A 13,741-nucleotide genomic window follows, 5' to 3' on the forward strand; every position below is an offset into this window, starting at 1 on the left:
GCGAACTCTATCACTGCGCGAGCTGCTGCCGACGTACGGGAGCGCGCTGTCGCCGATTGATTTCTTGCGCATGGGTAATATCATGGCGCTGGAGGCGAAGTTTCTTTGCCGGATCAAGGCGTAAGCCGAGATGCCGGTGAAGAACGTTACGATTTCCAATCCAGGTCAAAACCGGCCCGGAAGCGCCGATCCGGGCGGAGAATGTGCGGAATTTGGCCAACCAGGCATGAGGTATATCGAAAACGATATCGATATCGATAAAAAATGTATTGGATGGCTATGGCACTTTCTCCTACTATTGGCGGCATAGATAAACTAAGGAGACGGGCATGACTTTCACTCGCAGGACTATTTTGGCCACCGCGCTGGCCGCCGCCGTTACGGCCGCCGCCCCGGCGTTCGCTCAAAAGCCCCTCGTCATCGGTTTCTCGCAAGTGGGCGCCGAGAGCGAATGGCGCACCGCGAACACCGCTTCGGTCAAGGACGCCGCCAAGAAGGCGGGCGTGACCCTGAAATTCGCAGACGCGCAGCAGCGCCAGGAAAACCAGGTGAAGGCGCTGCGCTCCTTCATCGCACAGCGCGTGGACATCATCGCGTTTTCGCCGGTGGTGGAGTCGGGCTGGGATACGGTGCTGCGTGAAGCAAAAGCCGCCAAGATCCCGGTCATCCTGACCGACCGCTCCGTCAACGTCAGCGACCCGTCGCTGTTCGTCTCGCTGATCGGTTCCGATTTCGTCGAAGAGGGCCGTAAGGCCGGCCGCTGGCTGACGGAGTACGCGAAGAAGTCGCCCGCCACCACCCTGAACATCGTGGAACTGCAGGGCACCGTGGGCTCGGCCCCGGCACTGGACCGCAAGGCCGGCTTCGAAGAGATCATCAAGGGCAATCCAAAGCTGAAAGTGATCCGCACCCAGACCGGCGACTTCACCCGCGCCAAGGGCAAGGAAGTGATGGAAGCCTTCCTGAAGGCGCAGGGCAAGAACATCAACGTGCTGTACGCACATAACGATGACATGGCGATCGGCGCGATCCAGGCTATCGAGGAAGCGGGCCTGAAACCGGGCAAGGACATCATCATCATCTCGATCGACGGCGTGAAGGGTGCGTTCGAGGCGATGATCGCCGGTAAGCTGAACGTGACCGTGGAATGCAGCCCGCTGCTGGGCCCTCAGCTGATGGAAGCCGCCGCCGCCGTCAAGGCCGGTAAGGCGATACCCAAGCGTATCGTCGTGAACGAAGGCGTGTTCCCCGCTGAAGTGGCGGCCAAGGAATTCCCTAACCGGAAATACTAATGGCTGCTGCGGACGTTGCGCCGGTCCTGGAGTTGACCGGCATTCATAAGGAATTCCCCGGCGTGAAAGCGCTTAGCGAAGCTGGCTTGCGCTTGTATCCGGGGGAAGTACATACACTGATGGGGCAGAACGGCGCGGGTAAATCCACGCTGATCAAAGTGCTGACCGGCGTCTACACGCCGGAGCGCGGCACCATGCTGCTGGACGGGAAGCCGATACGGCCCGCGTCCACGCTGGAGGCGCAGGAGCTGGGTATCAGCACTGTGTACCAGGAAGTCAACCTGTGCCCGAACCTGTCGGTCGCGGAGAATATCTTCATCGGCCGTTACCCGCGCAAGTGGGGAAGGATCGACTGGAAAGGCATGCAGCGCGATGCGGCGCGCATGCTGGAGGCGATGCAGATCGATATCGATGTGTCGGCGCCTCTGTCGAATTATTCGCTGGCAGTGCAGCAGATGGTGGCCATTTCGCGCGCGCTGAACGTCAATGCGCGCGTCCTCATTCTCGATGAGCCCACGTCCAGCCTGGACGAGGCGGAAGTGCAATTGCTGTTCGCGGTGCTGCGCCGGCTGCGGGACCAGGGCATTGCGATCCTGTTCGTGACGCACTTCCTGGACCAGACCTACGCGATCTCGGACCGCATCACCGTGATGCGCAACGGCGAACGGGAAGGGGAGTACGCTTGCAGCGAACTGTCCCGTCTCGCGCTGGTGAACAAGATGATCGGTGCGCCGGTCGATGCGCCGATGCCGGGCGCAGTGGCCGGGCAGGCCGCCGCAGGCGGGGAAACGCAAGCAGCGGACCATGCGGATGCCGCAGAAGCTGGCGCTGGCGCCGGCGTGCAGAACGCTCCGCGCGCCACCGCGCCGGCTGAAGTCCTGCTGCAAGCGCGCGGCCTTGGCCGCCGTGGCGCGCTGATGCCGACCGATATCGCCATCAACAAGGGCGAGGTGCTGGGCCTTTGCGGTCTGCTGGGCTCCGGCCGTACCGAGCTGGCGCGCCTGCTGTTCGGCGCGGACAAGGCGGACGGCGGCGCCATCATGGTCGATGGGCGCGACAACGCCGCGTCCTTCGCCACGCCGCGCGACGCCATCGCCGCCGGCATCGGCTTCTGCTCGGAAGACCGCAAGCACGAAGGCGCGATCCTGTCGCTGTCGGTGCGCGAGAACCTGATACTGGCGCTGCAGGCGCAGGCTGGCATGCTGCGCGCGATTCCCTTGAAACGCCAGCAGGAGCTGGCTAACGATTACGTGAAGTGGCTGGGCATTAAAACGGCCAGCATTGAGACGCCTATCGGCACGCTGTCCGGCGGCAACCAGCAGAAAGTACTGCTGGCGCGCTGGCTGGCGACGGAACCGAAGCTGATGATCCTGGACGAGCCGACCCGAGGCATCGATGTGCGCGCCAAGGAAGAGATCATGAGCTATGTGACTTCCTTGTGCAGTAAAGGCATGTCCATCCTGTTCATTTCGTCCGAGCTGCCCGAAGTGCTGCGTTGCAGCGACCGTATGATCGTCATGCGCGACCGCAAAGCCTGTGGCGAGTACCAGCGCGGCGACCTCGATGACACCAGCGTGCTGCAAGCCATCGCGGGGGAGGCAGCATGACGCCGCCCACCGCCAATGCCGCCAATACGGCCAATACGGCCATCTCGGACGCATCCGCGCCGCCGGCCGGCCGGCCAGCCGCCGCGGCCCAGCTTGCGCAGGCCGCCGCCTCGGGGGCTGCAAGCGCGCCACGCCATCACTCTGAAAGTCTTGCCATGTTGTTGCAACACCCCCTGGTCAAGCCGCTTGCCGCGCTCGCGGCACTGCTGCTCATCGATCTGTTCTTCATCCCCGGCTTCTTCCGGCTTGAATGGAAGGACGGCCACCTGTACGGCAGCGTGGTCGATATCGTGAACCGCGCCGCGCCGCTGATGCTGGCGGCGCTCGGCATGACGCTGGTGATCGCCACGCGCGGCATCGACATCTCGGTCGGCGCGGTGGTTGCGCTGTCCGGCACCGTCGCCGCGATGCTCATCGGCGGCGGCGCCACGCCGGAAACGTCGATGACGCTGGCGCTGGGCGCGGCACTGCTTGCCGCCATCCTGTGCGGCGCCTGGAACGGCCTGCTGGTCTCGACGCTCGGCCTGCAGCCCATCGTCGCCACGCTGATCCTGATGGTGGCGGGGCGCGGTCTCGCGCAACTGCTGACGGACGGCCAGATCATCACGGTCTACTACCAGCCTTACTTCTTCCTTGGCAGCGGCTATCTGTTCGGCCTGCCGTTCTCGCTGTACGTGGTGGCCGCCGTGGTGCTGGCGGTGTCCCTGCTGATGCGCAAAACCGCGCTCGGCCTGTTCATCCAGGCCGTCGGTATCAACCCCGTGGCGGCGCGCCTTGCCGGCCTGAAGACGGCCGCGCTGATCTTCTTCGTCTACGTGTTCTGTTCCGCCTGCGCCGGCATGGCCGGGCTGATGATCAGCTCCAACATCAAATCCGCCGACGCCAACAACGCCGGCCTGCTGCTGGAACTGGACGCCATCCTCGCCGTCACGCTCGGCGGCACCTCGCTCGCCGGCGGCAAATTCAGCCTGGCGGGCAGCATGATCGGCGCCCTCATCATCCAGACCCTGACCTACACCATCTACTCGCTCGGCGTGCCGCCGGAAGTGAACATGGTGGTCAAAGCGGTGGTGGTGTTCCTGGTCTGCCTGTCGCAGTCGCCGGAATTCAAGCAGATCTGGAAAAGGAAAGCAGCATGATGGCGCAAGTTCGCGGCTTTACCGCCGCACCGTATTTCACGTCCCTGGTCACGGTCTTCCTGCTGGTGGCGATGTTCGCCGCCGGATCGGTCGCCTACACGGGCTTCTTCTCGCTGCAGGTCATACTCAACCTGTTGATCGACAATGCCTTCCTGCTGGTGATCGCCATCGGCATGAGCTTCGTCATCCTGTCCGGCGGCATCGACCTGTCTGTGGGCTCGGTGCTGGCGCTGGCCACGATGATTTCGGCCTGGCTGCTGCACAGCGCCCACTGGCCGCCGGCCGCCGTCATCGCCGCGGTGCTGCTGCTGGGCGCCTTGTTCGGCGCGGCGCAGGGCGCCTTGATCCATTACTTCAAGCTGCAGGCCTTCATCGTCACGCTGGCGGGCATGTTCCTGGCGCGCGGCCTGTGCTATCTGATCAGCATCAATTCGATCACCATCGAAGACCCGCTGTTCGTCTCCCTGTCGCAAACGCAGCTGGAATTGTTCGGCGGCTTCGTCTCGCCGGGCGCCGTCATCGCGCTGGGGTTGCTGGGCGTGGCCATCTACGCGGCGCACTACACGGCGTTCGGCCGCGCGGTGTACGCCATCGGCGGCAACGAGCAGTCGGCGCATATGATGGGCCTGGCGGTCGGCCGCACCAAGGTGCTGATCTACGCGCTGAGCGGTTTCTGCGCGGCGCTGGCCGGCCTGCTGTTCTCCTTCTACATGTTGTCCGGCTATGGCCTGCACGCGCAGGGCACGGAACTGGACGCGATCGCGGCGGTCGTCATCGGCGGTACGCTGCTCAGCGGCGGCTACGGCTATATCGCGGGCGCCTTGTCCGGCGTGCTGATACTGGGCACCATCCAGACCCTGATCGCCTTCGACGGCACGCTCAGCTCCTGGTGGACCAAGATCGTCATTGGCGGCCTGCTGTTCGTGTTCTGCGTGGTGCAGCGCCTGATGTCCATCGGCGCCAAGAATAACTAATGGGAGACACCATGTTCAAGAAACCCCTGGCCGTTGCGGCCATCGCGCTGCTCGCCGGCGCCGCGCAGGCCGGCAATCCGCTGTTCAAGGATAAATTCACAGCCGACCCTGCCGCGTTGAGCGACAACGGCCGTGTCTATCTGTACGTGGGCCGTGACGAAGCCCCGGTCGACGGCAAGGACTATGTGATGAAAGAGTGGCTGGTCTATTCCAGCTGCGACATGAAGAACTGGAAGGCGCACGGTTCGCCGCTGAACGCGCTGACCTTTGGCTGGGCCAAGAAGGATGCCTGGGCCGCCGATATCACCAAGCGCAACGGCAAGTACTACTTCTATTCCACCGTCGAACACAATAGCATCCCGGGCAAGGCGATCGGCGTGGCGGTGTCGGACAGCCCGACCGGCCCGTTCAAGGACGCGCGCGGCAGCGCCATCATCACCAACGACATGACCAGGGAGACGGACATCTCCTGGGACGACATCGACCCGACCGTCTTCATCGACGACAATGGCCAGGCTTATCTGTACTGGGGCAACCAGGTGCTGAAGTACATCAAGCTGAAGCCGAACATGATCGAAGCGGACGGCCCTATCCACACGGTGGCCGTGCCGCACTTCACCGAGGCGGCTTATCTGCACAAGCGCAAGGACACCTACTACCTGTCCTGGTCGCGCGAGTTCCCGGAGGAGACCGCGTACTCCACCGGTCCCAGCGCCACCGGTCCGTGGACTTACCGCGGCGTCATCATGTCCAAGAACGCGGTCGTGAAGACCATCCACCACGCCATCATCGAGCACAATGGCAAGTCGTATATCTTCTACCACAACGACAAGCTGCCGACCGGCGGGGAATACCGCCGTTCGGCCGCCGTGGAGGAGCTGCACTACAACCCGGACGGCACCATCCGTTTCATCCCGCAGACCGCTGAAGGTCCCGCCGCGAATGCTAGCCCCGGCTGTCAAGATTGATATCAGTATTGCCGATATTGCGCCGGACCGATATCGGCAATGATATTATTTAAGGATGGATACCCTCAACCCGAACTGGTTTTTACGCGCCCGACTCAAAACCCGCCAGCTGCTGCTGTTGATCGCGCTGGACGAGCACCGCAACATCCACCGCGCCGCCGAGGCGCTGCACATGACACAGCCCGCCGCGTCCAAGCAGATCAAGGACCTGGAGGAGATGCTGGACGTACGCCTGTTCGACCGGCTGCCGCGCGGCATGGAGCCGACCATCTACGGCGAAACGATGATACGGCACGCGCGCATGGCGCTCACCAGCCTGTCGCTGGCGCACGACGACGTGGTCGCGCTGAAGGCGGGCCTGGTGGGGCAGGTGGAAGTGGGCGTCATCATGACGCCGGCCATGTCCCTGCTGCCGAAAGCGATCGCGCGCGTGAAGGAGCATGCGCCGCTGCTGCGCATCGGCGTCAAGCTCGAGCCCAGCAACGTGCTGCTCGACATGCTCCAGCATGGCAACCTCGATTTCATGATAGGCCGCATCCTGGAGACGGACGGCAGCACGGGCCTGATCTACGAAGAGCTGACCGAGGAGCCGGCGTGCGCCGTGGTGCGGCCCGGCCACCCCCTGCTGTCGCACGATAACCTGCAGTTGGCCGACATTGCCAGGCAGCCATGGATATTGCCGCCGCCGGGCAGCATCCTGCGCCACCGCTTCGATATGATGTTCCGCCGCGCGGGCCTCGAACCGCCGTCCAACGTGGTCGACACCACCGCCATGCTGCTGGTCGCGCCGCTGCTGCAGCAGACCGATTTCCTGCACGTGCTGCCGCAGGCGGTCGCCCGTTATTACGCGGACCTGAACATCCTCAGCCTGCTGCCGATCGATCTCCCATGTAAAATGGACGCATTCGGCATCATCCGCCAGCAGGACCATTTGCTTTCGCCCGGCGCAGACTTGCTGTTGCGCGCCGTCCGTACCGCCGCCAAGGAAGTTCCAGTATGAGCATTGTTTATTCAAGCCTGAACCACGCGCTGCGCGTGCCGCTCGCGGCCGAGATCCATTCGCGTCCTTTCCTGAAGCTCGACGCGCCGGAGCTGATTTCGCATTTCGCCGTCTACCGCATTGCCGATTCCGGCGCCGGCGTGCCCACTGGCCACAGCCACCACGCCACGCTGGGCGCCTTGTGCAAGCACTTCGGCGTATCTTCCCCGGCCAGCGACGCCAAATATTTCTTCCATGACTTCGGCCGCTTCCGCCTGAAGTGGGAATGCCACACCGAGTTCTCGACCTATACCTTCGCCGGCCGGCCGTCCGAAGTGCTGCCGTCCGAGCAGGCTTTCGAACAGATGCCCGTCACGCACCTGCCGCAGGAATGGCTGCTGACATTGCAGGGCCGCCTGATGGTGGCGGCGCACGTGGTGCTGGAGCGCGGCGCGGCGTCGCAGGAATCGCAGGAGTCGCTGCAGCGTGTTTTCGAAGGCAACACCCTGGCGGGCAGCCAGGTGATGCAGGGGGGCGAACTGTACACCGATTTCGCCATCCAGTCCGATGGCTTCAGCCGCTTCGTCATCCGCGACGTGGGCATGCGCGCGCAGCAGGCCGGGCGCCTGGTGCAGCGCGTGCTGGAGATCGAGACTTACCGCATGATGGCGCTGCTGGGCCTTCCTCAGGCGCAGCATGCGGCGCCCACGCTGAACGCGATTGAATCCGAGCTGGTGAAACTGGCCGGCGCCATGGTGCAGACCGACGCCGCGCAGGCCGACGGCGGCAGCGTCGACGGCGCCACCGAGCAGGCGCTGCTCGGCGAGATCACGCGCCTGGCAGCGCGCATCGAGAAGCTGTCGCTGGAAACGAGCTACCGCTTCTCCGCTTCGAAGGCCTATTTCAGGCTGGTGAACGCGCGCATAGAAGAACTGCGCGAAGTGCGTATCGAGGGCATACCGACGGTGGGCGAATTCATGGACCGCCGTTTGACGCCGGCCATGAACACCTGCGAAGCGCTTGCCGGGCGCCAGGAAGCGCTGGCGCGGCGCGTGGCCAACACCAATGACTTGCTGCGCACGCGGGTCGGCATCATCCAGGAACAGCAGAACCGCAAGATCCTGCAATCGATGAACGCGCGCGCGGCGCAGCAGCTGCGCCTGCAGCAGGCCGTGGAAGGCCTGTCGGTGGCGGCGATCTCGTATTACGTGGTTGGCCTGGTCGGTTATTCGACCAAGGCGGCCAAGGTACTGGGACTGGTCGGCAATCCGGAGGTGGTGGTCGGCCTGCTGGTGCCGGTGGTGGTGGCAGGCGTGTGGCTGTCGCTGCGAAGTATGCACAGGAAGCTGCATACGGCATAATGGCGTGTTTTTTCGCCATCTATCCGCCTAAATGAATCGAATTGTCGCCGCCGCGCTGTGCACGGCCAGTATCTTGTTCAGCCTGCCGGCGGCGTCGGCCGAGGCGCCGGCGCAGCTTGGCGAACGTACTGTCGCCAGCCTGCGTTTCATCGGAGAGCAGCGCATTCCGCATAAGCACGGCTTCCGTGGTACGACGGCGGGAGGGTTGTCCGGCGTCGACTACGACGCGGCCAGCGGCAACTGGCTGTTTGCCAGTGACGACCGCAGCGTCATCGATCCCGCCCGTTTCTACACGGCTCGTCTCGATTTCGACGGCGCCGCCTTCCGCAGCGCCGTCTTGCTCGGCATCGATAATTTCAAGCAGGCCGACGGCAGCAACTACCCCAGCATGAAGGAGTATGACGCCGGCAAGCGCGGCGAGGTGCCGGACATCGAATCGGTCCGGGTCGACCCCATGGACGGCAGCATCTGGTACAGCAGCGAAGGGGACCGCAAGCGCGGCTTCGATCCCTTTGTGCGCCACGCGCGGCGCGACGGCGCTTATCTGGCCGCCATCCAGCTTCCCGAATTGTTCCGCATGTCGAAGGATGAGCAGGGGCCGCGTGACAACATGGGCTTTGAAGGCCTGAGCTTCGCGGCGGACGGCAAGTCATTATGGGTATCGCTGGAGTCGCCCTTGTACCAGGACGGCCCTTTGCCGACGGAAGACAGCGGCGCCGTCTCGCGCATTACACGCATGGACCGCGACGGCCGCATGCTGGCGCAATACGCCTATCCGCTTGATCCGCTGCCTGCGGCGCCGGCACCCGAGAAAGTGGCCGACAACGGCATTTCCGAAATCCTGGCGGTGAACGGCCACGCCGTGCTGGTGCTGGAACGCTCCGCCGTGCAGGACGCTGCGGGCAACTACCGCAATTACGTGCGCCTCTACGAGATGGACACCGCCGGCGCCAGCGATGTGCGCGGCATAGGCGCCCTGGCCGGCGCGAGCTACCGCGCCGCCGCCAAGCGGCTGGTGCTAAACCTGAACGATCTTGGCATCCGTCTGGACAATCTCGAGGGCCTCAGCTTCGGCCCCAAACTCGTCAACGGCCACGACACACTGCTCTTCGTTTCGGACGACAATTTCAGCAAGACCCAGGTCACGCAGCTCCTGCTGTTCGAGGTCCTGCCCGCCGTTCCGAAAACTGGAATGGTGAATTAGATCTGGCGGCTATTCTCCGTTTTGGGGGAATGATCCACACTGCAGGTGTTGTACTTCAATCACCAACAAGAGGAAGCCACCATGAAATTGTATTCCCACCCCATTTCCGGCCACGTCCACCGCGCGCGCTTGTTCCTGTCGCTGCTCGGACTGGAGCACGAAGTGATCAATGTCGATCTGATGAAGGGCGAGCACAAATCGCCGGAATTCCTGCGCCTGAACCGCTTCGGACAATTGCCGGTGCTGGACGACGGCGGCGTCGTCGTCAGCGATTCGAACGCCATCCTGGTCTACCTGGCCAAGCGGGAAGGGCGCACCGACTGGCTGCCGGAAGACGCGGCATCGGCGGCAGCCGTGCAGCGCTGGCTGTCTGTGGCGGCGGGCGAGATCGCGTTCGGCCCGGCCGCCGCGCGCGTGGTCGTCCTGTTCGGGCGGGACGTGGATACGGCGGACATGGTGGCGCGGGCGCACCGCATCCTGGCGCTGATCGAGGCGCAATTGGCGGACCAGCAGTGGGTGGCGACGCCGTCCGCCGCGCCCACCATCGCGGACGTGGCGCTGTACGCCTACATTGCCCGCGCGCCGGAAGGCAACGTCGACCTGTCGGGCTATCCGAACGTAAAGGCATGGCTGCGCCGCGTGGAGGCATTGCCGGGCTTTGTGCCGATGGTGTCGACGCCAGTCGGCCTGGCCGCGTAAGGAGCGGGCCATGGACGGCGCACCTGACGACGCAGCGAACGCATCCCCGTGGCACGCGGGCGAACTGGCCATGCAGCGCACTGTGGGCATGGCGGAACGGATGGACAGCGTGGGCCGCAAGGTGCTGCGCGCTTTCATGCCGGACCAGCACCGCGAGTTCTTCGCGCAGCTGCCTTTCGTGGTGCTCGGCGCGGTTGACGCGGCGGGCGATGCGTGGGCCACGCTGCGGGCCGGCCGTCCAGGCTTTCTTCACTCCCCGGATCCGCAGCGCCTGCGCGTGGCGCTGCCGCGCGAGCCGCTGGACCCGGCCGATGCTGGCATGGAGCAGGGCGACGCCATCGGCATGCTGGGCATCGAACTGCACACGCGCCGACGCAACCGCATGAACGGCACGGTGCGGCGCGGCGCCGGGCCCGGCTTCGAGGTCGAGGTGCGGCAATCCTTCGGCAACTGCCCGCAGTACATCCAGCTGCGCGATGCCGAGTTCGTCGAGCAGGCGCCGGCGCTGCCGCAAGAGCTCTCGCGGCTGGACGACGCGGCGCGCGCGCTGATCGCGGGCGCCGATTCATTCTACGTGGCGACCTACGTCGACCTGGCCGACAGTCCGCGCCAGGTGGACGTGTCGCACCGGGGCGGCAAGCCGGGCTTCGTGCGCCTGGACGCGGACGGCACGTTGACCGTGCCTGATTTCATGGGCAATATGTTCTTCAACACGCTGGGCAATATCGCGCTCAATCCGCGCGCCGGGCTGGTGTTCGTCGACTTTGCGAGCGGCAGCCTGTTGCAAATGAGCGGCACCGCCGAACTGCTGCTTGACACGCAAGCCGCCCCGGAACTGGCGGCGTTCGTGGGCGCCGAGCGCATGTGGCGCTTCACGCCGCGGCGCATCGTACGCAGGAATGCGGCTTTGCCGCTGCGCTGGCGCGCCGAGGCGAATGGCGCGTCGCCAAGTTCCTTGCGTACCGGTAGCTGGCCGGTCTCCCGCGTTACAAAATAGTCACCCCGCTGGCATTCCACTTCTGGCAATATTCCCATGAGACTAACATGGAAGACAGGCTGGGGATCATATGCAAAGAGTGGGACTGGGGCGATGGCTTAAACGCATACTGCTGGGACTATTCCTGTTGCTGGGTTTTGTCATCCTGGGCGTTTGGTTCTTTTTGCGCGGCAGCCTGGCGCAGCTGGACGGCCGCCGCACGGTGCCCGGCCTGGGTGCGGATGTCAGCATCGCGCGCGACGACAGCGGCGTGCCGACCATCATTGGCGCGCAGCGCAACGACGTTGCCTACGCCACCGGCTTCGCGCACGCGCAGGACCGCTACTTCCAGATGGACTTGCTGCGCCGGGTCGCGTCCGGCGAACTGGCCGAGCTGTTTGGCGCCCGCGCGCTGCCGGTGGACCGCGAGCACCGTCTGCATCGCTTCCGCGCGCGCGCCGAGCTGGCCATACAGGCCATGTCCACCACCGACCGCCAGTTGCTGGAGCGCTATGCCGCCGGCGTGAACGACGGCCTGACCAATCTGGGCACCCGGCCATTTGAATACGCGCTGGTGGGCGTCGGACCGCGGGCCTGGAGCATGGCCGACTCGCTGCTGGTGTTCTGGGCCATGTATTTCGATTTGCAGGGCAACCAGGAAGCGCGCGAACTGGCGCGCGGCTGGTTGAAGGAGCATGACACGCCGGAGCAACTGGCCGTGCTGCTGCCCGAGGCCACGCAATGGGACGCGCCGCTGGACGCGGCCTCGGCGCCCGCACCGTCCGCGCCTTTCCCGGATCGGGCGCCCGACTGGTGGGGCAAGGCCGGTGCACCGGCTTCCAAGCGCATCGCAGACGCAGGTGCAGGCGCAAGCGCAAGCGCCGAGTTGCGCGGCATGGTCGGCAGTAACAACTGGGCGCTTGCCGGCGGGCGTAGCCACAACGGCGGCGCCATCGTGGCCGACGATATGCACCTGGGCTTGCAACTGCCGCACATCTGGTACCGCGCGGTGCTGATGGTGCCGGACGGCCATGGCGCAACGCGCCGCGTCGCAGGCGTGACGCTGCCGGGCGTACCGCTCGTGGTCGCCGGAAGCAACGGGCACGTGGCATGGGGCTTCACCAACAGCTACGGCGACTACACCGACCTGGTGCTGCTGGAAACCGACAGCGCGAGGCCGGGCAAGCTGCGCACGCCCGCCGGCTGGGAGAGCCCTGCCGTACATGAAGAAACCATCCTTGTGAAAGGCGCGCCAGCCGACAAATTCGTCGTGCGAGAAACTTCGCTGGGGCCAGTGCGTGAAGTGGCAGGCCGCAGCTACGCCGTGCATTGGGTGGCGCACAGCAAAGAAGCCGTCAATATGCGCGCGGCCAAGCTGGAGCTGGCCAGCACGCTGGACGAGGCGATGGCCGTGGCGAACCGCGCCGGCCTGCCGGCGCAAAATTTCGTGGCCGGCGACAGCAAGGGCGACATCGGCTGGACTATCGCCGGTCCGTTGCCGCGCCGCGCGCAGCCCAGCCTGGCCTCGACGTTCCCGCTGACGCCGGAAACCCAGTCGGCTGGCTGGCAGGGCATATTGGCGCCGGAAGCCTATCCGGTGGTGCGCAATCCGGCCAACGGCCAGCTCTCCACCGCGAACAGCCGGCAATTGCTGGGCGCTGGATCCGAAAAGCTGGGCGACGGCGGCTTCGACCTGGGCGCGCGTGCGCACCAGGTGCGCGACAGTGTGGCCGCGCTGGGCGCCAAGACGGACGAGAAGGGCGTGTACAGCGTGGCCCTGGACGACCGCGCCGTCTTTATGAGCACATGGCGCGACCGCGCGCTCGGCGTGCTCGACGAGCAGGCGCTGGCGGGCAAGCCGCAGCGCGCGGCGGCGCTGGAACTGCTGCGCAAGAGCTGGACCGGCCACGCCAGCGTGGACTCGGTCGGCTACCGCATCGCGCGCGCCTACATGTGGTCGCTGTACGAATTGCTGTACGGCGCAGCCGATGCCGAGATGGGCAAGCTGATGGAAAAAGCCGACATGGCCTCGGCCAGCGCGCGCTGGCCGGCCGTGGTGGCGCGCATGCTGGATGAGCAGCCGGCCGGCTGGCTGCCGCCGCAATACGCCAGCTGGAAAGACTTGCAGCTGGCCGCCATCGACCGTGCTGTGGCGGACCTGGGCAAGGACGGCAAGCCGCTGTCGGCCGCCACCTGGGGCGAGCGCAACACGCAGGACATCGCGCATCCGATAGCGGCGGCGGTGCCGGCGCTGCGGCGCTGGCTGTCGGCGCCGGCCGACCGCCTGCCGGGCGACAGCCACATGCCGCGCGTGGCGGGCCGCAAGTTCGGCCAGTCCGAACGCATGGTGGTCTCGCCGGGCAAGGAAGAGCAAGGCATCTTCAATATGCCGGGCGGGCAAAGCGGCCATCCGCTGTCGCCATATTTCCTGGCCGGGCACGCGGACTGGGTCAGCGGCAAGCCCACGCCGTTCCTGCCGGGGCCCGCGCAGCACATGCTCACATTCGTTAAGTAGCGTGGTGCATAATGGGGGTATAAGAAG

Annotated in this window: 10 protein-coding genes and 1 pseudogene; all 11 read left to right on the forward strand. The window is 65.2% G+C overall.

The features are described 5' to 3' along the window. Positions 1 to 329 precede the first annotated feature (329 nt). The 11 genes and pseudogenes from ACSQ8Y_RS06080 to ACSQ8Y_RS06130 all read left to right on the forward strand — a co-directional run bounded on the left by ACSQ8Y_RS06080 (position 330) and on the right by ACSQ8Y_RS06130 (position 13,714). Complete coding sequence (locus ACSQ8Y_RS06080; protein ID WP_436265558.1) at positions 330 to 1,292, forward strand: ABC transporter substrate-binding protein; 963 nt, start codon at positions 330 to 332, stop codon at positions 1,290 to 1,292. After that, complete coding sequence (locus ACSQ8Y_RS06085) at positions 1,292 to 2,899, forward strand: sugar ABC transporter ATP-binding protein (protein WP_436265559.1); 1,608 nt, start codon at positions 1,292 to 1,294, stop codon at positions 2,897 to 2,899. Before ACSQ8Y_RS06080 ends, ACSQ8Y_RS06085 begins: the two co-directional genes overlap by 1 nt. A 155-nt stretch (positions 2,900 to 3,054) precedes the next feature. Next, positions 3,055 to 4,038: an ABC transporter permease gene (locus ACSQ8Y_RS06090; protein WP_436269764.1), complete on the forward strand. Its 984-nt coding sequence runs from the start codon at positions 3,055 to 3,057 to the stop codon at positions 4,036 to 4,038. Next, a complete protein-coding gene (gene yjfF, locus ACSQ8Y_RS06095; RefSeq protein WP_436265560.1) occupies positions 4,035 to 5,012 on the forward strand; it encodes a galactofuranose ABC transporter, permease protein YjfF in 978 nt (325 codons plus the stop codon). The genes ACSQ8Y_RS06090 and yjfF overlap by 4 nt, the downstream gene beginning before the upstream one ends. A gap of 11 nt (positions 5,013 to 5,023) precedes the next feature. Next, entirely contained in the window at positions 5,024 to 5,980 is a 957-nt protein-coding gene (locus ACSQ8Y_RS06100) for a glycoside hydrolase family 43 protein (RefSeq protein WP_436265561.1), read from the forward strand. A gap of 55 nt (positions 5,981 to 6,035) precedes the next feature. Beyond that, on the forward strand, positions 6,036 to 6,980 hold the full coding sequence (locus tag ACSQ8Y_RS06105; protein ID WP_436265563.1) for a LysR family transcriptional regulator: 945 nt from the start codon (positions 6,036 to 6,038) through the stop codon (positions 6,978 to 6,980). Beyond that, on the forward strand, positions 6,977 to 8,320 hold the full coding sequence (locus tag ACSQ8Y_RS06110; RefSeq protein WP_436265564.1) for a DUF3422 family protein: 1,344 nt from the start codon (positions 6,977 to 6,979) through the stop codon (positions 8,318 to 8,320). Before ACSQ8Y_RS06105 ends, ACSQ8Y_RS06110 begins: the two co-directional genes overlap by 4 nt. 31 nt (positions 8,321 to 8,351) lie before the next feature. Further along, the gene (locus ACSQ8Y_RS06115; protein WP_436265565.1) at positions 8,352 to 9,524 is read left to right on the forward strand and encodes an esterase-like activity of phytase family protein; all 1,173 of its coding nucleotides are present in this window, start codon (positions 8,352 to 8,354) and stop codon (positions 9,522 to 9,524) included. 81 nt (positions 9,525 to 9,605) lie between these two features. Then, positions 9,606 to 10,223, forward strand: a complete 618-nt coding sequence (locus tag ACSQ8Y_RS06120) for a glutathione S-transferase family protein (protein WP_436265566.1) — start codon at positions 9,606 to 9,608, stop codon at positions 10,221 to 10,223. A 10-nt stretch (positions 10,224 to 10,233) separates the two neighbouring features. Next, positions 10,234 to 11,196, forward strand: a pseudogene (locus tag ACSQ8Y_RS06125) (FAD-binding oxidoreductase); the annotation flags it as partial. A gap of 94 nt (positions 11,197 to 11,290) precedes the next feature. Continuing rightward, entirely contained in the window at positions 11,291 to 13,714 is a 2,424-nt protein-coding gene (locus tag ACSQ8Y_RS06130; protein WP_436265567.1) for a penicillin acylase family protein, read from the forward strand. Positions 13,715 to 13,741: the final 27 nt, after the last annotated feature.

The sequence above is a fragment of the Pseudoduganella sp. LjRoot289 genome (genome assembly GCF_964252925.1).
GTDB lineage: Bacteria > Pseudomonadota > Gammaproteobacteria > Burkholderiales > Burkholderiaceae_D > Rugamonas.

Excerpts from the sequence above, each read along its gene's own strand:
- ACSQ8Y_RS06080 (WP_436265558.1), top strand. The coding sequence starts at position 330 with ATGACTTTCACTCGCAGGACTATTTTGGCCACCGCGCTGGCCGCCGCC.
- ACSQ8Y_RS06085 (WP_436265559.1), top strand. The coding sequence starts at position 1,292 with ATGGCTGCTGCGGACGTTGCGCCGGTCCTGGAGTTGACCGGCATTCAT.
- ACSQ8Y_RS06090 (WP_436269764.1), top strand. The coding sequence starts at position 3,055 with ATGTTGTTGCAACACCCCCTGGTCAAGCCGCTTGCCGCGCTCGCGGCA.
- yjfF (WP_436265560.1), top strand. The coding sequence starts at position 4,035 with ATGATGGCGCAAGTTCGCGGCTTTACCGCCGCACCGTATTTCACGTCC.
- ACSQ8Y_RS06100 (WP_436265561.1), top strand. The coding sequence starts at position 5,024 with ATGTTCAAGAAACCCCTGGCCGTTGCGGCCATCGCGCTGCTCGCCGGC.
- ACSQ8Y_RS06105 (WP_436265563.1), top strand. The coding sequence starts at position 6,036 with ATGGATACCCTCAACCCGAACTGGTTTTTACGCGCCCGACTCAAAACC.
- ACSQ8Y_RS06110 (WP_436265564.1), top strand. The coding sequence starts at position 6,977 with ATGAGCATTGTTTATTCAAGCCTGAACCACGCGCTGCGCGTGCCGCTC.
- ACSQ8Y_RS06115 (WP_436265565.1), top strand. The coding sequence starts at position 8,352 with ATGAATCGAATTGTCGCCGCCGCGCTGTGCACGGCCAGTATCTTGTTC.
- ACSQ8Y_RS06120 (WP_436265566.1), top strand. The coding sequence starts at position 9,606 with ATGAAATTGTATTCCCACCCCATTTCCGGCCACGTCCACCGCGCGCGC.
- ACSQ8Y_RS06130 (WP_436265567.1), top strand. The coding sequence starts at position 11,291 with ATGCAAAGAGTGGGACTGGGGCGATGGCTTAAACGCATACTGCTGGGA.